16 protein-coding genes are annotated in these 20,404 nt (G+C 72.2%); 5 read left to right on the plus strand and 11 right to left on the minus strand.

Translation table 11 applies throughout. The features are described from left to right. Positions 1-52: 52 nt before the first annotated feature. From J8403_RS29580 to J8403_RS29590, 3 genes are all read right to left on the minus strand, one after another. Positions 53-1,063, minus strand: coding sequence for a ketoacyl-ACP synthase III (locus J8403_RS29580; RefSeq protein ID WP_211125829.1), 1,011 nt, complete (start codon positions 1,061-1,063; stop codon positions 53-55). Continuing rightward, positions 1,060-2,055 (minus strand): ACP S-malonyltransferase, encoded by a 996-nt coding sequence (locus J8403_RS29585; RefSeq protein ID WP_211125830.1) that lies wholly within the window; start codon positions 2,053-2,055, stop codon positions 1,060-1,062. The genes J8403_RS29580 and J8403_RS29585 overlap by 4 nt, the downstream gene beginning before the upstream one ends. 89 nt (positions 2,056-2,144) lie before the next feature. Beyond that, positions 2,145-3,329, minus strand: a complete 1,185-nt coding sequence (locus tag J8403_RS29590; RefSeq protein WP_211125831.1) for a PucR family transcriptional regulator — start codon at positions 3,327-3,329, stop codon at positions 2,145-2,147. Positions 3,330-3,439: 110 nt separating this feature from the next. Here J8403_RS29590 and J8403_RS29595 point away from each other — a divergent pair, with 110 nt between their 5' ends. Then, the gene (locus tag J8403_RS29595) at positions 3,440-4,108 is read left to right on the plus strand and encodes a pirin family protein (RefSeq protein ID WP_211128490.1); all 669 of its coding nucleotides are present in this window, start codon (positions 3,440-3,442) and stop codon (positions 4,106-4,108) included. Between the two features lie 35 nt (positions 4,109-4,143). Here J8403_RS29595 and J8403_RS29600 read toward each other — a convergent pair whose 3' ends face one another. Continuing rightward, positions 4,144-4,959, minus strand: coding sequence for a serine hydrolase domain-containing protein (locus J8403_RS29600; RefSeq protein WP_211125832.1), 816 nt, complete (start codon positions 4,957-4,959; stop codon positions 4,144-4,146). A gap of 359 nt (positions 4,960-5,318) precedes the next feature. Between J8403_RS29600 and J8403_RS29605 the strand changes: the two genes are divergently transcribed. Both J8403_RS29605 and J8403_RS29610 read left to right on the plus strand, forming a co-directional pair. Beyond that, positions 5,319-5,780 (plus strand): MerR family transcriptional regulator, encoded by a 462-nt coding sequence (locus J8403_RS29605; RefSeq protein ID WP_211125833.1) that lies wholly within the window; start codon positions 5,319-5,321, stop codon positions 5,778-5,780. Further along, positions 5,777-6,820, plus strand: coding sequence for an aldo/keto reductase (locus J8403_RS29610; RefSeq protein WP_211125834.1), 1,044 nt, complete (start codon positions 5,777-5,779; stop codon positions 6,818-6,820). The genes J8403_RS29605 and J8403_RS29610 overlap by 4 nt, the downstream gene beginning before the upstream one ends. A 668-nt stretch (positions 6,821-7,488) precedes the next feature. On the opposite strand, the gene J8403_RS29615 is transcribed toward J8403_RS29610, so the two are convergent. The 6 genes from J8403_RS29615 to J8403_RS29640 form a co-directional block, all read right to left on the minus strand. Then, on the minus strand, positions 7,489-8,700 hold the full coding sequence (locus J8403_RS29615; RefSeq protein WP_211125835.1) for an alpha/beta hydrolase: 1,212 nt from the start codon (positions 8,698-8,700) through the stop codon (positions 7,489-7,491). A gap of 138 nt (positions 8,701-8,838) precedes the next feature. Further along, positions 8,839-9,516: a response regulator gene (locus J8403_RS29620; RefSeq protein ID WP_211125836.1), complete on the minus strand. Its 678-nt coding sequence runs from the start codon at positions 9,514-9,516 to the stop codon at positions 8,839-8,841. Further along, positions 9,513-10,883, minus strand: a complete 1,371-nt coding sequence (locus J8403_RS29625) for a sensor histidine kinase (RefSeq protein ID WP_211125837.1) — start codon at positions 10,881-10,883, stop codon at positions 9,513-9,515. The genes J8403_RS29620 and J8403_RS29625 overlap by 4 nt, the downstream gene beginning before the upstream one ends. After that, entirely contained in the window at positions 10,884-11,882 is a 999-nt protein-coding gene (locus J8403_RS29630; RefSeq protein ID WP_211125838.1) for a DUF4429 domain-containing protein, read from the minus strand. A gap of 85 nt (positions 11,883-11,967) precedes the next feature. Beyond that, positions 11,968-13,173, minus strand: a complete 1,206-nt coding sequence (locus tag J8403_RS29635; protein ID WP_211125839.1) for an alpha/beta hydrolase — start codon at positions 13,171-13,173, stop codon at positions 11,968-11,970. A gap of 100 nt (positions 13,174-13,273) precedes the next feature. Continuing rightward, the gene (locus J8403_RS29640; protein ID WP_211125840.1) at positions 13,274-13,939 is read right to left on the minus strand and encodes a TetR family transcriptional regulator; all 666 of its coding nucleotides are present in this window, start codon (positions 13,937-13,939) and stop codon (positions 13,274-13,276) included. A 127-nt stretch (positions 13,940-14,066) separates the two neighbouring features. On the opposite strand from J8403_RS29640, the gene J8403_RS29645 reads away from it, so the two are divergent. Both J8403_RS29645 and J8403_RS44800 read left to right on the plus strand, forming a co-directional pair. Then, positions 14,067-15,668 (plus strand): MFS transporter, encoded by a 1,602-nt coding sequence (locus J8403_RS29645; protein WP_211125841.1) that lies wholly within the window; start codon positions 14,067-14,069, stop codon positions 15,666-15,668. Positions 15,669-15,694: 26 nt separating this feature from the next. Beyond that, positions 15,695-16,465 carry a peptidase inhibitor family I36 protein gene (locus J8403_RS44800; protein WP_425519839.1) on the plus strand — a complete coding sequence of 257 codons (771 nt, stop codon included), beginning with the start codon at positions 15,695-15,697 and terminating at the stop codon, positions 16,463-16,465. 833 nt (positions 16,466-17,298) lie between these two features. Here J8403_RS44800 and aceE read toward each other — a convergent pair. Next, complete coding sequence (gene aceE / locus J8403_RS29655; protein ID WP_211125842.1) at positions 17,299-20,028, minus strand: pyruvate dehydrogenase (acetyl-transferring), homodimeric type; 2,730 nt, start codon at positions 20,026-20,028, stop codon at positions 17,299-17,301. Positions 20,029-20,404: the final 376 nt, after the last annotated feature.

The following is a 20,404-nucleotide window of genomic DNA, read 5'->3' on the forward strand; positions in this document are numbered from 1 at the left end:
GGTGGCGCAGCGTCCGACTTCTGCCGAGCTGCGTGGATATGGACTATGGAGCCTAAGGGAGGGTAACGACCGTCGCTGCGTAGACGAGACCCGCTCCGAATCCGATGACGAGCGCGGTGTCGCCGCTCTTCGCCTGCCCCGTCGCCAACAGCCGCTCCATGGCGAGCGGAATGGAGGCGGCCGAGGTGTTGCCGGTGGTCTCCACATCACGGGCGACCGTGACGTGCTCCGGCAGCTTGAGGGTTTTGATCATCGAGTCGATGATCCGCATATTGGCCTGGTGGGGGATGAACGCGTCGAGGTCCTCCGGGGCGACCCCGGCCTCGTCCAGGGCCTGCTGGGCGACCTTCGCCATCTCGTAGACGGCCCAGCGGAAGACCGCCTGGCCCTCCTGGCGCAGCGCCGGGTAGCGCACCTCGGCGGCGTCCTGGTCGCGGTAGACGTCCCAGGGCAGCGTCTGGGCGATGGTGTCGGACTTGTCGCCCTCCGAGCCCCAGACGGTGGGGCCGATCGCGGGCTCCTTGGAGGGGCCGACCACCACGGCGCCGGCGCCGTCGCCGAACAGGAAGGCCGTCGCGCGGTCCTCCAGGTCGGTCAGGTCCGAAAGCCGCTCGACCCCGATGACCAGCACATGCTCCGCGGTGCCGTCGGTGATCATGCCCTTGGCGAGGGTCAGCCCGTAGCCGAAGCCGGCACAGCCCGCCGAGATGTCGAAGGCGGCCGGCTTGCCGGTGCCCAGCAGATGCGCGATCTCGGTCGCGATCGCCGGGGTCTGCTTGAAGTGCGAGACCGTCGAGACGATCACGGCGCCGATCTGTTCCGGGCTCAGGCCGGCGTCGGCGATGGCCTTGCCGCCCGCCTCCACGGACATGGCGGCGACCGTCTCATCCGGACCGGCCCAGTGCCGGGTGGCGATGCCCGAGCGGGAACGGATCCACTCGTCCGAGGAGTCGATGTGCTTGAGGATCTCCTCGTTCGGCACCACCCGGGTCGGACGGTAGCCACCGACGCCGAGAATGCGCGCGTACGGGGCGCCCTTACTGGGCTTGATCTTCGCGGTCATGCTTCTCGGAGCTCCTCTTCGGCCGGTGTGGCGACGGCGGGAATGGCGTGCTCCTCGATCAGCGCACGGGCCGCGTCGAGATCGTCCGGAGTCTTCAGCGCCAGGTTGGTGACGCCCGGCAGCGCGCGCTTGGCGATGCCGGTGAGCGTGCCGCCCGGGGCCACCTCGATCAGCGCGGTGACGCCCAGCTCCTGGAAGGTCTCCATGCACAGGTCCCAGCGCACCGGGTTGGACACCTGGGCGACCATGCGCTCGATCACCCCGGCCCCGGACGTCACGACCCCGCCGTCACGGTTGGAGACGTAAGCGGTGCGCGGATCGGCCACCGGAACACCCGCGACCAGGGCCTCGAGGGCGGCGACCGCCGGGGCCATGTGATCGGTGTGGAACGCGCCGGCCACCTTGAGCGGTACGACGCGGCGCACCCCCTCGGGCTTGTCCTCGGCCAGCGCCGCCAGCTGCTCGGCGGTGCCCGCGGCCACGATCTGTCCGGCGCCGTTGACGTTCGCCGCGGTCAGTCCGTGCTTGTCGAGATGGGCGACGACATCGTCCTGCTCACCACCCAGTATGGCGGCCATTCCGGTCTCGGTGCGGCTCGCGGCCTCCGCCATGGCGAGCCCGCGCCGGCGGACCAGCACCATGGCCGCCTCGTCGGTGAGCACACCGGCGGCAGCGGCCGCGGTGATCTCGCCGACGCTGTGGCCCGCGACCGCGCCGATACGGCTCGGCAGCCCCGCGAGACCGGTCGCGCCCTCGATGCCCTCGCCGAACAGCGCGTGGGCGGAGACCAGACCGGCGGCCACCAGCAGCGGCTGGGCCACCGCGGTGTCGCGGATCTCCTCCTCGTCGGCCTTGGTGCCGTAGTGGATGAGGTCCAGCCCGGACACGGCCGACCACCACGTCAGACGTTCGGTGACGCCGGGCAGGTCGAGCCAGGGGGTGAGGAAGCCGGGCTTTTGAGCGCCCTGGCCGGGAGCGACGAGTACGAGCACTCTCACACTCTCTCTTGTGGACGGTCCGACTCGCCCGTGAGGACAAGGACGAAGAACCGTCAGGGGAATTGTGGAGGTCCAACAAACGGTCAGGGCAATATGTTCGCGTCGGCGAGACGGCCCAGGATCAGGGCTATGCGCAGAGTAAACGCCGACCTGACGTCGGAAGGTGACCATCCGGTGACGTCCGTCACACGTCGTAGCCGGTAGCGGACGGTGTTCGGGTGAACGAAGAGCATCCGGGCCGCCCCCTCCAGACTGCTCGCCTGTTCGAGGTACACACTCAGTGTCTCGAGCAGTGCCGAACCGGCTTCCTCCAGCGGTCTGTAGATCTCCTCCACCAACTGGTCACGGGCAGCGGGGTCCCCGGCCATCGCGCGCTCGGGCAGCAGATCGTCGGCGAGCACCGGACGGGGCGCGTCCGGCCAGGCGGTGCACGCCTTCAGCCCGGCCGCCGCCGCCCCCGCCGAGCGGGTCGCGGCCAGCAGGTCGGAGACCACGGGACCGGCCACCACCGGACCCGGGGCGTACGGCCCGATCAGCGCCTTCGCCGCCTGCAGCGGATTGTCCGAGCCGCCCGCGACCACCACCAGCCGGTCGCCCAGCACCCCGGTGAGGACCTGCAGCTTGGCGTGGCGGGCGGCCCGCCGGATCGCCTCGACCGTCAGCTCACTGTCCCCGTCGGGGGCGGTGCCCAGCACCACGCACACATGCTCGGGGGAGTTCCAGCCGAGCGCCGCGGCCCGGGACAGCGCGCCCTCGTCCGCCTCCCCGGACAGCACCGCGTTGACCACCAGCGACTCCAGCCGGGCGTCCCAGGCGCCGCGGGCCTCGGCGGCCTGCGCGTACACCTGGGCGGTGGCGAAGGCGATCTCCCGCGCGTAGACCAGCAGCGCCTCGCGCAGCACCGACTCATCGCCCGGGGCCGCCACGTCGTCGATCGCCGACTCCATGACCTCGATGGTCGTGCGGACCATCTCCACGGTCTGCCGCAGTGTGATCGCCCGGGTCAGCTCGCGCGGGGCGGTGCCGAACACATCGGTGCTGATCGCCTGGGGCGCCTCGGGGTGGCGGAACCATTCGGTGAAGGCCGCGATGCCCGCCTGTGCCACCAGCCCGATCCAGGAGCGGTTCTCGGGCGGCATCGCGCGGTACCACGGCAGCTGCTCGTCCATGCGCGCGATGGCGTTGGCGGCGAGCTTCCCGGAGGACTTCTCCAGGCGGCGCAGGGTGGCACTGTGCGGATGCGGGGTGTTCGAGGCTGGTTCAGGCACGAGGACAAGACTGCCTTATCGGGTGGTGAGCGCTGGGGGCGGGAGGCTACGCGGGGGTAGGGGCGGGGCCGGGGGCGGACGGGTCGGGGCGCACTACCGTGGACCGGGTGATGTGGATACAGCGGTCCGGTGCACGGTATCCGGGTGGGGAGGGCGTGGGCATCGAGACGCGCCACGCCTTTTCGTTCTCTGGGTACTACGACCCCGGCAACGTGCGGTTCGGGTCCCTCGTCGCCTGCAACGAGGAGCGGCTCGCCCCCGGTGCGGGCTTCGCCGAGCATCCGCACCGCGATCTGGAGATCGTCACCTGGGTCGTCGAAGGCGAGCTCACCCACGAGGACTCCACGGGCGCGCGGACCGTGGTGCGCCCCGGCGACGTACAGCGCCTCAGCGCCGGGAGCGGAGTGCGTCACACCGAGCGCAACGCGGGCGCCGAGCCCCTCACCTTCGTCCAGATGTGGCTGGTGCCGGGCCCGGACGCCGCGAAGGACCCCGGGTACGAGGTGGTGCGCGGCATCGCCGACGGAACCCCGTACGCACTGGAGCGCACCGAGGCGGTGCTGCATGTGCGGCGGCTGGCGGACGGCGAGCGCACCGCGCTGCCGGACGCGCCGTGGGTGTACGTGCATGCGGTGCGCGGCGCGGCGCGGATCGAGGGGGAGACCCTCGGGCCCGGCGACGCGGCCCGGCTCTCGGACGCGGAGGGGCTGGAGGCGCGCGCCGAGGGCCCCGCCGAGCTGCTGATCTGGGAAATGCACGCGGAGCCGGTCTACGGCTGAGGGTCTATGGCGGAGGGCCTGTGGCCGAGGGCGGTCTACGCGCCCAGTTCGGCCAGGATCGCGTCGGTGAACGGGGGCCAGGCCTCGACCGCCCAGGGGCCGAAGGCCCGGTCGGCCAGGGCGACGCAGGCGGCGCGGGCGTCCGGGTCGACCCAGAGGAACGTCCCGGACTGGCCGAAATGTCCGAAGGTGCGGGGCGAGGAGGAAGCGCCGGTCCAGTGCGGCGACTTGCCGTCGCGTATCTCGAAGCCGAGCCCCCAGTCGTTGGGCCGCTGATGGCCGTAGCCGGGCAGCACACCCGTGAGACCCGGGTGGACCACGGAGCTGGCCTCGGCCAGCGTCTCGGCCGCCAGCAGCCGCGGGGCCTGCAGCTCCGCCGCGAAGCGCACCAGGTCGTCCACGGTCGACACGCCGTCCTTGGCGGGCGAGCCGGCCAGCTCGGTGGCGGTCATGCCGAGCGGCTCCAGCACCGCCTGGCGCAGATACTCCGGGAACGGGATGTCCGTGGCCTTGGCGATGTGATCGCCCAGTACCTCGAACCCGGCGTTGGAGTAGAGCCGGCGGTTGCCCGGCGCGGCGACCGACCGGTGCTCGTCGAAGGCGAGCCCGGAGGTGTGCGCCAGCAGATGGCGCACCGTGGAGCCCTCGGGCCCGGCCGGTTCGTCCAGCTCCACCGCGCCCTCCTCGACGGCGAGCAGCGCGGCGTAGGCGGCGAGCGGCTTGGTGACCGAGGCGAGGGGGAAGCGATGGCCGGTCGGGCCGTACGATCCGGCCAGGGTGCCGTCCGCGCGTACGACGGCGGCCGCCGCCGTCGGAACCGGCCAGTTCTCGATCATCCGCAGGCTCTCCATGCCCATGAGCCTACGGGGTGTCCGGCGGGGGTCCTTTCCCCTCCCCGCCCCTTCCCGCTACCAGGGGCTCCGCCCCTGGAACCTGGGGGTGGCGGGTCGGCCGTGGCCGTGATCGGCTCGCCGGCCGGGGCGACGGCCGCGCTGCCCGCGACGCGGCAGGGGCCCGGGGCGGAGCCCCGCACGCGGCGGAGCCGCATATCGGCCGGTGCCGGGAAGGGGCGGGGAGGGGAGGGGAGCAGCCCCACCGCGGGTGCCAAGGTTCCGCCAAATCTTCGCTTGCTTGGAGTGCACTCCAAGTCAATAGCGTTGAAGACGTCGATGAGGTGTGCGGATCGGCGACCTGCGAGAGGTGAATCGGCATGACCCTGATGGAGAGCGCCCCGGTGAAGGTCCGCGCCTGCGCGGGGAGGGGCGGGCACCCCCGGCCCAGCGGGCGGGACGGCTACACGATCAGTGAGGTGGTCGCCCATACCGGGCTGACGGCCCACACCCTGCGCTGGTACGAGCGGATCGGGCTGATGCCTCATGTCGACCGTACGCACACCGGCCAGCGCCGTTTCACCAACCGCGACCTGGACTGGCTCGACCTCGTCGGCAAGCTGCGGCTGACCGGGATGCCGGTCGCGGACATGGTCCGCTACGCCGAGCTGGTGCGCGAGGGCGAGCACACCTTCGCCGAGCGCGAGGAGCTGCTGACCACGCACCGCGCGAATGTGCGGGAGCGGATCGCCGAGCTCCAGAGCACGCTCGAAGTCCTCGACTACAAGATCGATGTCTACGCTGACGCCCGACGGGCGTCCGAGAGGTTTGACCCCGTATGAGCAACAGCACGAATGAGACCATCGCGACCGTCGGCCTGGGGGCCGGCGGACCGGAGGTCGGCGTCCAGGGCTTGGGCTGCATGGGCATGAGTTGGGGCTACGGACCGACCCATGACGAGGCGGAGGCGCGGGCCACGCTGGAGCGGGCCCTGGAGCTGGGCGTCACGCTTTTCGACACCGCCGATGTCTACGGCTTCGGGCGGAACGAGGAGTTCATCTCCCCCTTCGTCCGGGCCCACCGTGACCGGATCACCCTGGCCACCAAGTTCGCCATCGAGCGCGACGAGAGCGATCCGTTCGGCAAGATGCAAGTCCACAACGACCGCCCGTACATCCGCCGGGCCATCGAGGGCAGTCTGCGGCGGCTGGCGGTCGACCATGTCGACCTGTACTACATGCACCGGCGCAACCCCGAGGTGCCGCTGGAGGAGAGCGTCGGCGCCATGGCCGAGCTGGTCGCCGAGGGGAAGGTCAAGCACCTCGGGCTGAGCGAGGTCACGGCCAAGGAGCTGCGCGCGGCGCACGCGGTGCATCCGATCGCGGCGGTGCAGTCGGAGTGGTCGCTGTTCACCCGCGATGTGGAGGACGGCGGAGCGAACAGCGTCGCGGCCACCGCCGCCGAGCTGGGCGTCGCCCTCGTCCCGTTCTCGCCGCTCGGCCGCGGCTTCCTCACCGGCTCCTTCGTCCAGGCCGAGCAGGAGCTGAGCGAGGACGACTCCCGCCGCCTGCAGCCCCGCTTCACCGGCGACAACGCGGCCACCAACGCCGCGCTGCTGGAGCCGATCCGCAAGATCGCCGAGGCGCGCGGGGCCACGCTCGCCCAGATCGCGCTGGCCTGGGTGCAGCAGCAGGCCCAGGTGCACGGGCTCGCCGTGGTGCCGATCCCCGGCACCCGCACCCGCGCCCGGATCGAGCAGAACACCGGCGCGACCCGGATCGAGCTGAGCGCGGACGAGCTGGCCGCGCTGGAGCCGATCGCCGGACAGGTGGCGGGCGCCCGCTACGCCGATATGAGCCTGACGAGCGCGGGCCGCGAGTAGCCTGCGGCGCCGGGCAGTGCCTTGGCCTGTCCGGAGCGAAGGAAGTGCCGACCAGGTGCGGCGTACCACGCATGACGATGCCGTCGGTGCGCGGTGCGCGGTGCGCGGTGCCCCCGGCGCGCCGGGCAGTGCCTGGGCTTGTACGGCGTACCACGCATGACGATGCCGCCGGTGCGCAGTGCGCAGTGCGCGGTGCGCGGTGCGCGGTGCGCGGTGCGCGGTGCTGCCGGGTGCCGAGTGTGACCGGTTGGACGCGCCGGGCGGACGTCCGGGGAATGGAGGGCGGTTGCCGTGAGGTGATGGCGGGCGTTGGGCCGTAGCGGCGGGTCGCGGCTGTCGCCTCGCCGGGGCGCTCCCCGGGCGTCCGGGGCCGGGAAACCACGATGCCGCCGGTGCGCGGTGCTGCCGGGTGCCGAGTGTGACCGGTAGGACGCGCCGGGCGGACGTCCGGGGCGCGGCGGGCGGTCGCCGTGCTGGTGATGGCGAGCGTCGGGTCGTAGCGGCGGGCGCCAGGGCCCGGCGGGTCGCGGCTGTCGGCTCGCCGGGGCGCTCCGCCCGGGGCGGTCCCGGGGCGCTCCGTCCGGGCGGTCCGGCGCCCAGAAACGCGCGCACGGCCGACGGGCCGACGGCAGCCGGCACCACCCGCTGCCTGGCGGGCGGGACGGCGGTCAGACGAGACCTTGGCGGCAGTCCGGCCCCGTGCCCGGACTGCCGCCGTCCTCCTCGGCGCATCGCACCGCGTCGAAGTCCCCGAGCGCGATCCGCGAGAAGTTGCGCAGCGAGTCGGTCCCCGGTGCGAAATAGCCGGTGTGGCCCTGGGCGCTCTCGGAGGAGACCACCCGGGCGCCGAAGGACGGATCGGTCGGGTCGTCGCCGTGGCCCAGGCCCAGGAAGTCATAGCCGGTCACCCGCCGGATCCAGTCGGTGCGGTCCCGCGCCGCCCAGACCCGGGCCCCGGTGCGCAAGGCTCCGGCGCTGTCCGCGCGCATCCCCGGGCTGCCCAGCACCACCAGGTCGGAGACGCGGGCGCGGTCCATCGCGGAGGCGGCAAGACCGCAGACCACCGAGCCGTAGCTGTGGCAGAAGACGGCGGGCGGGGCGTCGGCGGTCGCCGCGGTGGTCACGGCGAGTCCCGCGAGAAACCGGTCAAGGCGGGGCGCGCCCGCCTTGGCCAGCCGGCTGGTGGCGGCGTCCGGGCCCAGCCCGACCGGGGTCGTATAGCCGACCCAGGCGATGACGGCGGTCGGGATGGCGGGCGCGTCCTTCGCCATCTGCGCCCGCAGCGACCGCGCCATCCCGGCCGGGGCGCCGTAGGGATCGCCCGTGCGGTCGAAGGCGTCCAGGTCGATGTCCGAGCCCGGCACGATCACGGCCGTGCGCCGGGCCGTCGCCAAGTCGCCGTACACCTCGGCCACTTGGCCGCGTCCGCGCGGATCGAAGGCGAGGATCCGGCGGCCGGGTGCGAGCAGCGCCGCGTACCGCTCGGCGAGCGGGCTCGCGGGGTCGGCCTTCCGCTCCTGGTGCCAGGCGGCCCGGATCGCCCGGGAGTTGGCCTCGTACCGCAGGCTCAGCGGTGCGCCGTCCAGATTGCCCACCACCTGGGGATGCCGGATGACCAGCGCCTCGCGCTGGACGTCGGTGAGGCGGGCGAAGAACCGGGCGATCCCGGCGGGCGAGGTGGCGGCCGGATCGGGCAGCTCGCGCCCGGCCCCGCCCAGCGAATGGTCCGACAGCCAGGCGGTGGTGCCGGGCGGCGGGCCGGTGATGGCCTGCTCCTCGTGGGCCACGGTCCAGCCGGCCGTCCCCGCCATGACGGTGATGGTGAGCGCCGCGGTGATCAGGCGTCGCGCGTAGTGCCTGGTGCGTAGCGTCTGGGACATGGCCGGGGCATCCTCTTCCGTCAGCGGTTCAGTCGGTGAACGGAGGGAAAGGTAGGGAGCCGTCGGGTGGCGGTACGTCACCCCCCGGTGCCAAGTGGGATGTCATACCCCAGTAGGGGGTCGCGGCCCGGCCCGGGGTCACTGACCAGGTGTCACCAGGCCCGACTCGTAAGCGAAGATCACCGCCTGGGCGCGGTCGCGCAGCCCCAGCTTGGCCAGCACCCGGCCGATATGCGTCTTCACCGTCTGCTCCGCGAGCACCAGCGACTCGGCGATCTCCTGGTTGGACAGGCCCCGCGCGATCAGCTCCAGCACCTCGGTCTCACGCGGCGTCAGCCCGCCGCGCCGCGAGGACGGGCCGTCGCGGCGCGGGGCGGGGCGCTGGCGGGCGAAGTCGGCGATCAGCCGGCGGGTGACGGACGGGGCGAGCAGCGCCTCGCCCGCCGCGACCACCCGCACCGCGGAGATCAGATCGGCCGGTGGGGCGTCCTTGAGCAGAAAGCCGCTGGCCCCGGCGCGCAGCGCCTCGTAGACGTAGTCGTCCACATCGAAGGTGGTGAGCATCAGGACCTTGGGCCGGTGGATGACCCCGCGCGGCGGGTCCAGCAGCTGCCGGGCCGCCTCGAGCCCGTCCATCTCGGGCATCCGGACGTCCATCAGCACCACGTCGGGGTGGGTGCGCCGGCTGACCTCCACGCCCTCCCGCCCGTCGGGCGCCTCGCCGACGACGTCGATATCGCTCTGCGCGGCGAGCAGGGCGGCGAACCCGGCCCGCACCATCGCCTGGTCGTCGACGATGATCACCTTGATGGTCATGACGGGTCCGTCTCTTCGAGGTCTACCAGGGGGAGCCGGGCCGCGACGCGGAAGCCGCCGTCGGGGAGCGGGCCGGTGTCGAGCATGCCGCCGACGAGCCGTACGCGCTCGACCATGCCGACGAGGCCATGGCCGGTGCCGCTGGTCTCCAGGGGCTTGGTGGGCGCGCTGACCGGCGGGCCGTTGACCACCAGCAGGGTCAGCGCCGAGCGGTCCTCGGCCGCCGAGACGGCGACCCGGGTGGTGGCGCCCGGGGCGTGCCGCACCACATTGGCCAGCGCCTCCTGCACGATGCGGTACGCGGACAGCCCCACGGCCTGCGGCAGCGGTTCGAGCTCGGCCACCTCGTCCGCGATGGTCAGCGTGGTCGGTATGCCGGCCCGTACCGTCGCCTCGACCAGCTGTGGCACCTGCCGCAGCCCCGGCTGCGGCGCCCGCTCACCGCGGGTCTCCTCGCTGCGCAACACGCCCAGCAGCCGCCGCATTTCGGCGAGGGACTCCCGGGCGGTGGCCGCGATGGTGGAGAACTCCCGCTCCGCCTCGGACGGCAGACCGCCGATGCGGTACGGGGCGCTGTCGGCCTGCACGGTGATCACGGACATATGGTGGGCGACCACGTCGTGCAGCTCGCGGGCGATCCGGGTGCGCTCCTCCAGCAGGGTGCGATGGGCCCGTTCGGCCTCGCTGATCGTCTCCTGCTCGGCCAGCCGCCGCTGGGCGTCCCCGCGCTCCCGCAGCGCCCCGGCGACCAGCAGCACCACTCCGCCGAGCACGAACAGCACCACATTGCTGCCGTTGCTCTTGTCCGGGAAGGCCATGCCGAGCGAGAGTCCGGCGGTGCCGGTGACCAGCCACACCGCCACCAGGGTGCGGCGCGGCTCGCGCAGGGCGAGGGCGAGCAGCAGGAAGAGATAGCCGATGATGGGGCCCGGCAGCCAGGGCCACACCCGGTTCTCCAGGTGGTCGGCGGTGCCGAGCACCACGAGGGCGCAGACGATGTCGGAGAGCAGGACGATCCACCACGCCTGCAGCGGACGGGTGACGGACAGCAGCAGCGGGGTGGTCTGGACGATGCCGATCAGCGTGGCCACGCCGCCGCCCACCCCGTAGTCGTTGGAGAGGACCTGCGCGGAGGTGGGGACCAGGATCGTGGTGAGGATCATCGCCACGCCGTACGGCACCCGGCGCAGCCAGCGCCGGGGCGACTGGGCGAACAGCGGTGTCGCCGGATAGCTGGGGGTGACCAGGGCCCGGGCGAGGGCGCCCGCCTGCCGCCGGGCGGCCTTGGGCAGGCTCTCGTGCGCGGTGGAGGAAGCGGCCGTGGCGGAGGCGGCGCCGGACGCCGGGCCGGAGGAGGGACCGGACACCTACAGCTCCGCCAGCAGCTCGGCCTTCTTCGCGCTGAACTCGTCGTCGGTCAGCAGCCCGGCCGTGTGCAGCTCGCCCAGATGACGGATGCGCTCGGCGATGTCGGCGGGGTCGCGGCGCGGGGCGGCGGCCCGGTTCGGGCTCGGGGCGCCCTCGGTGCACGGCACCGGGGAGGACGCCCGTATCGCCTCCAGGACGGCCGCGGCGAACGGCAGCGACTGGTGGACGAGGCCGTAGCCCATCCCGAACACGACGGCCGCCGGGTCCTGGTCGGGGCGGCCGAGGGGCTCGTCCTCTGCGGAGCGCCGCAGCAGCCGCAGATAGCCGTGGCCACCGCCCTTGGGGGCGGCCCTGCCGGTGCCGTTCCTGGCCGTGCCGTCCTTGGCGGCACCGCCTTTGGCCGATGCGCCTTTGGCGGAGCCCTCCTTGGGGACGGTGCCCGCCGAGCCCCGGCTCTCCGGGGACCGCCACTCCACACCGGTCAGCTCGTCGATCCGGAAGCGCTGGTCCCCGACCTTCCACTTCTCCGAGGAGGCGCCGGTCCAGAACCAGCGGAAGGAGATCGCCTTGCCGTCGAAGGACGCCTTGCCGTCGTAGGCCTTGAAGGACAGCGGCGCCGGGGGCACGGTCACCAGCTGCGTCTCGGCGGGGACGTCCGCGTCCGGGCAGAGGGACTCGCGTATCCGCTCGGCGTAGTAGTCCGCGAGCGTCTCCCGCTCGGCCGGCAGCACCAGGCGGTACGGGTCGTACGCCTCCTTGAGCTGGCCGTCCGCGGCGTCCATCAGGGGGTCGGCGCCTGGTCTGGGCACGGCGCGCAGCACCACCGTTCCCCGTTTGCCGACAGCGAGCTCCACTCCGGACAGCGCCTCGAAGGGGATGCGGCGTTCGCCGAGCGCCTGCAGCAGCTTCGGCGTGCGGATCCCCCGTTCGAAGCGGATGAGCATGGAGTCGGTGTCGAACTCCCAGACGGTCTGAAAACCGGCCAGCACATCACCCATGCGGCTCATCGTATGCGGCGGTGGCCCGCCCGTCCCCCTTTGAGGCTACGCGCGTCACTAGAGTTTCCGGTGTTTGCGCCGGCCGTCAGCGTAGCCCCGCGGTGCAGTCGTCGCCGTCGCCGCAGCTCACGGACTGGACAGCACCGATTCCCACCCGCGCGAAGTTGTCCAGGCTGGTCGTGCCCGGTTCGAAGTATCCGGCGTGTCCATCCGCCCCGTCCGCGGACAGCAGCCGGGCGCCGAAGCCCGAGGAGACCGGGTCCGCGCCATGACCGAGCCCGCCGACCTCCAGATGCGGAATGTCCCCGATCCAGTCGCCGGAGTCCCGCATCGCCCACACCCGGGCGCTGGTGCCCAGGTCGGAGACGTGGTCGGCGCGCATCCCGGGGCTGCCGGCCACGGCGATATCGGTGACCTTGGGCGGCAGATCGCGGGCGGCGACCCCGCACACCACCGAGCCGTAGCTGTGGCACATCAGCGAGACCCGGGAGAGCGCGGGCAGCGCGTCGACCAGCGCGCGCAGCCGCACCGCGCCCTGGGCGGCCAGCTTGCCGGTGGCCGCGTCCATGCCGATTCCGGCGGGGGAGGTGTAGTCGGCCCAGGCGATGACGGCGGTCTTGGTGTCCGGGGCGTCGGCCCGCTCGTTCTCGTAGAGCGCGTGGGCCATCCCGACCGTGGCGGTGTACGGGCGCCCGGACTTCTGGAAGGTCAGGATGTCGGTGTCCACCCCCGGCACCACGATCGAGACCCGGTTGGCGTGGGCGAGGTCGCCGAAGACCTCGGCGGCCCGTCCGCCGCCCGACGGATCGAAGGAGAGGATCTGCCGCCCGGCGCCCAGCAGATCCTGGTAGCGATCCATCCGGCGGGTCGCGTCGGAGCGGCCCATCGGGGTGAGCTGGGGGTCGTGCATCCGCTTGCGCTCGTCGCCGCGCGCCTGGGTCAGGGCGACGCGGTTGGCCTTGAACCGCAGCTCCACCGGCGCGCCGTTGAGATTGCCCACGGCCAGCGGATAGCGCCGCACCAGGCGGTCCGTCTGGGCCCTGGTGAGCGAGTCGAACCAGCGGCCGAGGGCGCGCGGCGAGCCGTACGGATCGGGCAGCGCACGGCCGCCGAGCGATCCGTTGCGCCAGGCGTTGATCGACGCGGTGAGCGCGGACGGGGCTCCTCTGTGGCTCCGTACGGCCGTCCACCCGGTGGTGGCGAGGAGAACGAACACCACCGCCAGCGCGAGCAGGGCGCGCCAAGCGGTGGAACCGGGGGAGGGGGAGCCGAGCTCCGAGAAGGAAGTCACCGCGGCACACCCTAGGAGAAGCGTGGTGCCACGCGCCAAATGCCGTGATTCATCTCACGTTTGACGGCGGGAATTCAAGGGAGGTATGTCGGAATTGGTGCTATTTATCCCATTGTTCGGCGAGGGTAGGGCCCACGTAATCAAGATGGAACGCGGTGAGGTCTCGCAACGTGACCATGCTGTCCTCCTCGCCCTCGCCCCACAGCTTCCCGGACACCCGGATCACTCCGCTGAACATCGCGACCACCAGCCGCGGCCGCGGGTCGGCGTCGATGTCCAGCCCCTCGCGGCGGGCGATCTCGCTCGCCAGCCGCTCCTCCATCTCGGCGGTGCGGCGCAGATGCACGGCGAGCAGGCTCGGCGTCGACTCGATCACCCGGTACATCCGCATATGGAGCTCGGGCGGCACCATCTGCTCGATGGCGTCCCCGATGCTGCCCCAGGCGTCGAGCACCGCGCCGCGCAGCGCCGCCAGCGGCGCCTCGTCCGCGGGGCGCCCGCACAGGGCGGCGAAGAAGTGGCACTCGGCCGACTCCTGGCTGGCGAAGGCGACCTCCTCCTTGTTGGCGAAGTACCGGAAGAAGGTGCGCTGGGAGACCTCGACCGCCCCGGCGATCTCGTCGACCGTCGTGTGCTCATATCCCTGACGGGTGAACAACTCCAGCGCGGAGCGCACCAGGGCGTTCCGCGTCCGCTGCTTCTTGCGCTCGCGCAGCCCGGGCGGTGGTGGCGTCTTCGGATCCGCCACTGCCTCGTCCGTTGTCACCTATCGGCTCGCTTTCTGTCGGCTCGGGGCCGCGTTGTGGCTGCTCAGAATACCTGTGACAGAAACGTCAGTTACCGGCGGATGAATCGGTTTGTCAATTGTCAGACGCTGACATTAGCCTCCGGTCATGACCTCTTCGACCACCGTCGCCGATTCGGCGTCGGAACCTCCCATAGCCGATGCCCCCAAAGGGCTTCGGGGTCATCCATGGCTGACGCTCCTCACCGTCGCCCTCGGCGTGACGATGGTCGCCCTCGACGGCACGATCGTCGCCATCGCCAACCCGGCCATCCAGAAGGACCTCGGCGCCTCGCTCGCCGATGTCCAGTGGATCACCAACGGCTATCTGCTGGCCCTCGCCGTCGCGCTGATCACGGCCGGCAAGCTGGGTGACCGCTTCGGCCACCGCCAGACCTTCCTGATCGGCGTCATCGGCTTCGCCATCTCCTCGGCCGCCATCGGCTTCTCCGGCGAGGTCTCGCTCGTCGTGGTGTTCCGGGTGCTGCAGGGCCTGTGCGGCGCGCTGCTGATGCCCGCGGCGCTCGGACTGCTGCGCGCCACCTTCCCCGCCGAGAAGCTCAACATGGCGATCGGCATCTGGGGCGCGGTGATCGGCGCCTCCACCGCCGCCGGCCCCATCGTCGGCGGACTGCTCGTCGAGCACGTCAACTGGCAGTCGGTCTTCTTCATCAACGCGCCCGTCGGCGTCCTGGCGCTGGTCCTGGGCCTCCTGCTGCTGGTCGACCACCGCGCAGAGAAGGCCCCGCGCTCCTTCGACCTCCCCGGCATCGTGCTGCTGTCCGGTGCGATGTTCTGCCTCATCTGGGCGCTGATCAACGCCGCCGACTGGCATTGGACCGACCAGCGCACACTGCTCTTCCTCGGCCTGTCGGTGGTCTGCTTCGTCGTCTTCGTCTTCTGGGAGAGCCGGACGCGGGAGCCGCTGCTGCCGCTGAGCATGTTCCGTTCGGTGGCGCTGAGCGCGGGCACCGTGCTGATGGTGCTGATGGCCTTCGGCTTCATGGGCGGGCTGTTCTTCGTCACCTTCTATCTGCAGAACGTGCACGGGCTGAGCCCCGTCGACAGCGGACTGCGGCTGCTGCCGCTCACCGCGATGATGATCGTCGCCTCGCCGCTGGCCGGCGCGCTGATCACCAAGTTCGGGCCGCGGGTGCCGCTGGTGACCGCCATGGTGATCACCGCCGTCTCGATGTTCGGCCTCTCCCGGCTGGACGTGGACAGCGGCGGGCTCGAGATGTCCATCTGGTTCGCCCTGCTGGGTCTGGGCCTCGGCCCGGTGATGGTCGGCGCCACCGAGGTCATCGTCGGCAACGCCCCGATCCAGCACGCCGGTGTCGCCGGCGGCCTCCAGCAGGCCGCGATGCAGGTCGGCGGCAGCCTGGGCACGGCCGTCCTGGGCGCGGTCATGGCGGGCAGGGTGGACAACACGCTGCCGCAGAAGTGGGCCGACGCCGGGCTGCCGCCGATGCCCAAGGGCGCGGAGTCCAAGGCGTCGGACGCCGTCGAGGTCGGCATCGCGCCCGTCACCAAGAGCACTCCGCCGGAGATCGCGGGGAAGATCACGGCCGTCGCGCATGACACCTTCGTGTCAGGGATGGGCCTCGCCTTCACGGTGGCCGCCGTCGTCTCGGTGGTCGCGGCGCTGGTCGCGGGCTTCACCAAGCGCGGTGAGAACGCGGAGGCGGCCGGCGGGGGCGTCCACATCTGACCCCTCGCGGTCAACCCCCTATCAGGGTGGACCTTGATCGACCCCATGGTGGCGAACGGGAGCCGGCGGACACGCTGGCTCCCGTTCTGTTCTTTCCACAGGTTCCACACGGGGAGCGAAAACGACATGCGCAAGATCACTACGGCCGCCGCCGCGGTCTCGGCTCTGGCCCTCGCCAGTACTCTCGCCGCCACCCTCGCGCCGGTGGCCCCGGCCGCGGCGGCCGCCCCGGCCGCGGCGGCGGCCCCGGCCGCGGCGGCGGCCCCGGCCGCGGCGGCGGCCCCGGCCGCGGCGGCGGCCCCGGCCGCGGCGGCGGCCCCGGCCGCGGCGGCGGCCCCGGCCGCGGCGGCGGCCCCGGCCGCGGCGGCGGCCCCGGCCGCGGCGGCGGCCCCGGCCGCGGCGGCGGCCCCGGCCGCGGCGGCGGCCCCGGCCGCGGCGGCGGCCCCGGCCGCGCGGCGGCCCCGGCTGCGGCGGGGGCCTCGGCCGCGACGGCCCGGGCCGCGGCCGCGCCACCGCGCCTGGGGAACTGCGCCGCCGGTCAGCTGTGCCTGTGGCGGAGCGGCGGCTTCACGGGGGCGCGTCAGACCCATGAACTGGCCGGCGTCGACATCGAAAGCTGCGTCCCCCTGCCGTCCGGCACGACCGCGGCCTCGCTGGCGAACCGGACGGGCCGTCCGGTGACGGCGTATCAGAGCGGGGAGTGCGCGGAGACGGCCGAGTTCCGCACGTACCCCACGGGGTCCTGGGCCCCCGAAACCCCGTACCAGGTACGGGCCTTCAAAATCTGGGAACGCTGACCGGTCCGCCCGGGGTCTGGGTGTTCCCCTACCCGCCTCTTCCCGAACCGGGGGCTCTGCCCCTGGTCCCGGGGGCCCTGCGGGTGTGTGCCCACGCGCCGCGCGGACGGGCGTTCACCACCCTCCGTTGGGGCGGCCGCGATCGAGTGCGGCTCCGCTGCTCGGGGCCCGGCTGGGGGCTGGTCGGGTGGCTGTGGTCGGTCCGGGGTCTGGGTGTTCCCCTACCCGCCCCTTCCCGAACCGGGGCTTCGCCCCTGGGCCCCGGGGGCCCTGCGGGTGTGTGGCCACGCGCCGCGCGGACGGGGGTTCACCACCCTCCGTTGGGGTGGCCGCGATCGGGTGGCTCCGCTGCCCCGGGGCTCCGTCTGACGCGGGTCGGGTGGGTTGTCCCAGGGCGCCGGCCGGGGGCTGGTCGGGTGGCTGTGGTCGGTCCGGGGTCTGGGTGTTCGGGCCCCATCGCCGTCTGTGGGGCGGGCTCTGCGGTGCGGCTCCGCCGCTCCCGGATCCGGCCTGGTGCCAGGTCCGTCCGGCGCTCGGGCCGGGGGACCGGGGGCGGAGCCCCTGGGGACGGGGTGTGGTGGGGCGGAGCCCCTGGGGTCGGGGTGTGGGGCGGAGCTCCCTGGCCCGGGCGAGGTGTGGGGCGTCGCCCCCGCCGCACCCCACCCCCTGTCCGCCCGGGGCGGGGCCCGGGCGGACAGGGGCCCCGGGGCACACGAAGACGCGGGGGCGGGCTGGGGATCCAGCCCGCCCCCGCGTCGGGGGTCACCGCCGTCGCAGACGGCTTGCGCGGCGGGGACGGCTACCGCGTCACGGCTCCCCGCCGTCGCAGACGGCTACGCGTCGCCGCCCGCCGCGCCAGGGTCGGCCGCGGCTACGTCCAGGAGCTGGTAGCGGTCGATCGCCTGCTTCAGGACGGAGCGGTCGATCTTGCCGTCACGGGCCAGTTCCGTCAGGACACCGAGCACGATCGACTCGGCGTCGATGTGGAAGAAGCGCCGGGCCGCGCCGCGCGTGTCGGCGAAGCCGAAGCCGTCCGCGCCCAGGGACTGGTACGTGCCGGGCACCCAGCGCGCGATCTGGTCGGGAACCGCACGCATCCAGTCGGAGACGGCCACCTTCGGGCCCTCCGCGTCCGCCAGCTTCCGGGTGACGTACGGAACGCGCTGCTCCTCCTCCGGGTGGAGCAGGTTGTGCTCCTCCGCCTCGACGGCGTCGCGGCGCAGCTCGTTCCAGGAGGTGGCCGACCAGACGTCCGCCTTGACGTTCCAGTCCTCGGCCAGGATGCGCTGGGCCTCGATGGCCCACGGCACCGCGACACCGGAGGCGAGGATCTGCGCCGGGATGGCGCCCTTCTCGCCCTGCCGGTAGCGGTAGAGGCCCTTGAGGATGCCCTCGCGGTCCACGTTCTCCGGCTCGGCCGGGTGCTGGATCGGCTCGTTGTAGACGGTGAGGTAGTAGAAGACGTCCTCACTGTTCTCGCCGTACATCCGGCGCAGACCGTCCTGGACGATGTGCGCGATCTCGAAGCCGTACGCCGGGTCGTACGCGACGACCGCCGGGTTGGTCGAGGCCAGCAGCTGGGAGTGGCCGTCCGCGTGCTGCAGGCCCTCACCGGTCAGGGTCGTACGACCGGCGGTCGCGCCCAGGACGAAGCCGCGCGCCAGCTGGTCGGCCATCTGCCAGAACTGGTCACCGGTGCGCTGGAAGCCGAACATCGAGTAGAAGACGTAGACCGGGATCAGCGGCTCGCCATGCGTGGCGTACGCGGAGCCCGCCGCGATCAGCGAGGCCGTACAGCCCGCCTCGGAGATGCCGTCGTGCAGCATCTGCCCGGTCGGCGACTCCTTGTAGGCCAGCAGCAGCTCACGGTCGACCGACTCGTACGTCTGGCCCAGCGGGGAGTAGATCTTCGCCGAGGGGAAGAGCGAGTCCATGCCGAAGGTGCGGTACTCGTCGGGCGCGATCGGCACGAACCGCTTGCCGATCTCCTTGTCCCGCATCAGGTCCTTCAGCAGCCGCACGAACGCCATGGTGGTGGCGATCGACTGCTGGCCGGTGCCCTTCTTGAGCGCCGCGTAGGTCTTGTCGCCCGGCAGCTGCAGCGGCTTGGCGCGCACGACACGGGTCGGCGCGTAGCCGCCCAGCGCCTTGCGGCGGTCGTGCATGTACTGGATCTCCTCCGAGTCCCGGCCCGGGTGGTAGTACGGCGGCAGGCCGGACTCCAGCTCCTGGTCCGGGATCGGCAGGTGCAGCCGGTCGCGGAAGCGCTTGAGGTCGTCGACCGTCAGCTTCTTCATCTGGTGGGTCGCGTTGCGGCCCTCGAAGTTCGGGCCGAGCGTCCAGCCCTTGACGGTCTGCGCGAGGATCACCGTCGGCTGGCCCTTGTGGGCCTTGGCCGCCGCGTACGCCGCGTAGATCTTCTTGTGGTCGTGACCGCCGCGGCCCAGGTGCAGGATCTGGTCGTCGGTCATGCCCTCGACCATCTTGCGCAGCCGCTGGTCCTCGCCGAAGAAGTGCTCGCGGATGTAGCCACCGGTCTCGGTCGCGTACGTCTGGAACTGACCGTCCGGCGTGGTGTTCAGCTTGTTGACCAGGATCCCGTCCCGGTCCTGGGCCAGCAGCGGGTCCCAGGTGCGGTCCCACACCAGCTTGATCACATTCCAGCCGGCGCCGCGGAACTGCGACTCCAGCTCCTGGATGATCTTGCCGTTGCCGCGCACCGGGCCGTCGAGCCGCTGCAGGTTGCAGTTGACCACGAAGGTCAGGTTGTCCAGGCCCTCACGCGCGGCCAGGGAGAGCTGGCCGAGCGACTCCGGCTCGTCCATCTCGCCGTCGCCCAGGAACGCCCAGACGTGGGAGTTGGAGGTGTCGGCGATGCCGCGTGCCTCCATATAGCGGTTCATCCGCGCCTGGAAGATCGCGCCGAGCGGGCCCAGGCCCATGGAGACGGTCGGGAACTCCCAGAAGTCCGGCATCGACCGCGGGTGCGGGTAGCTGGACAGCGCGTGACCGAGCTTGGACTTCTCCTGACGGAACCCGTCCAGGTGGTCCTCGGTCAGGCGGTCCAGCAGGAAGGCCCGGGCGTAGATGCCGGGGGAGGCATGGCCCTGGAAGAAGATCTGGTCGCCACTGTCGTGGTCCTTGCCGCGGAAGAAGTGGTTGAAGCCCACGTCGTACAGCGAGGCGGAGGAGGCGAAGGTGGCGATGTGGCCACCGACCCCGATCCCCGGGCGCTGCGCCCGGGAGACCATCACCGCCGCGTTCCAGCGGGTCGCGTTGAGGACCTTGCGCTCGATCTCCTCGTTGCCGGGGAAGAACGGCTCGCTCTTGGTGGCGATGGTGTTGACGTAGTCCGTGCTGCGCATCTCGGGCACGGCGACACGCTTCTCGCGGGCGCGCTCGATCAGGCGAAGCATCAGGTAGCGGGCACGTTCCCGGCCTCGCTCATCGACGGCTGCGTCGAGCGAGTCGAGCCATTCCTGGGTCTCTTCGGGATCGAAGTCCGGGACCTGGCTGGGAAGGCCGCCAATGATGATCGGGTTGCGATCGGATCCGGAAGCCACGCTATTCCTTCGCTTTTCGGTCGTGCTGTGCACGCACATGGATTCGTGCTCTGCTGCTGTAGCGCCGTTGTCCATCGTGTACCTCGGGTACGGGATACGTCACCTCTACCGAGTGGTAACCATCACCAGGTGAGACGGGCGCTCCGGCGGCCGTTCGGCGTGCGACGGCCGAATCGCAACCTTACGCCCACGACCGGGGTCGTCTGCGTACGGCCGTTCGGCGCCGGGGCGGCGTAGGGTGGCTAGACACACACGTAAGCCGGACATCCTCGGGCAATCCGGTCGGCCGCGCGCCGTTGCGTGTCGTTCCTCCATGATGGGAGTTGCGGCGACACGTCAACGTTTGGGCGGGATCGCTGGCCGGGTACTTGCGCGA

Source organism: Streptomyces yatensis, from assembly GCF_018069625.1.
Lineage (GTDB): Bacteria > Actinomycetota > Actinomycetes > Streptomycetales > Streptomycetaceae > Streptomyces > Streptomyces yatensis.

Coding starts and splice junctions, on each gene's coding strand:
- J8403_RS29580 (WP_211125829.1), bottom strand. CDS start 1,063: ATGACCGCGAAGATCAAGCCCAGTAAGGGCGCCCCGTACGCGCGCATT.
- J8403_RS29615 (WP_211125835.1), bottom strand. CDS start 8,700: ATGTCCCAGACGCTACGCACCAGGCACTACGCGCGACGCCTGATCACC.
- J8403_RS29630 (WP_211125838.1), bottom strand. CDS start 11,882: ATGGGTGATGTGCTGGCCGGTTTTCAGACCGTCTGGGAGTTCGACACC.
- J8403_RS29610 (WP_211125834.1), top strand. CDS start 5,777: ATGAGCAACAGCACGAATGAGACCATCGCGACCGTCGGCCTGGGGGCC.
- J8403_RS29620 (WP_211125836.1), bottom strand. CDS start 9,516: ATGACCATCAAGGTGATCATCGTCGACGACCAGGCGATGGTGCGGGCC.
- J8403_RS29595 (WP_211128490.1), top strand. CDS start 3,440: ATGTGGATACAGCGGTCCGGTGCACGGTATCCGGGTGGGGAGGGCGTG.
- J8403_RS29605 (WP_211125833.1), top strand. CDS start 5,319: ATGACCCTGATGGAGAGCGCCCCGGTGAAGGTCCGCGCCTGCGCGGGG.
- J8403_RS29600 (WP_211125832.1), bottom strand. CDS start 4,959: ATGGAGAGCCTGCGGATGATCGAGAACTGGCCGGTTCCGACGGCGGCG.
- J8403_RS29645 (WP_211125841.1), top strand. CDS start 14,067: ATGACCTCTTCGACCACCGTCGCCGATTCGGCGTCGGAACCTCCCATA.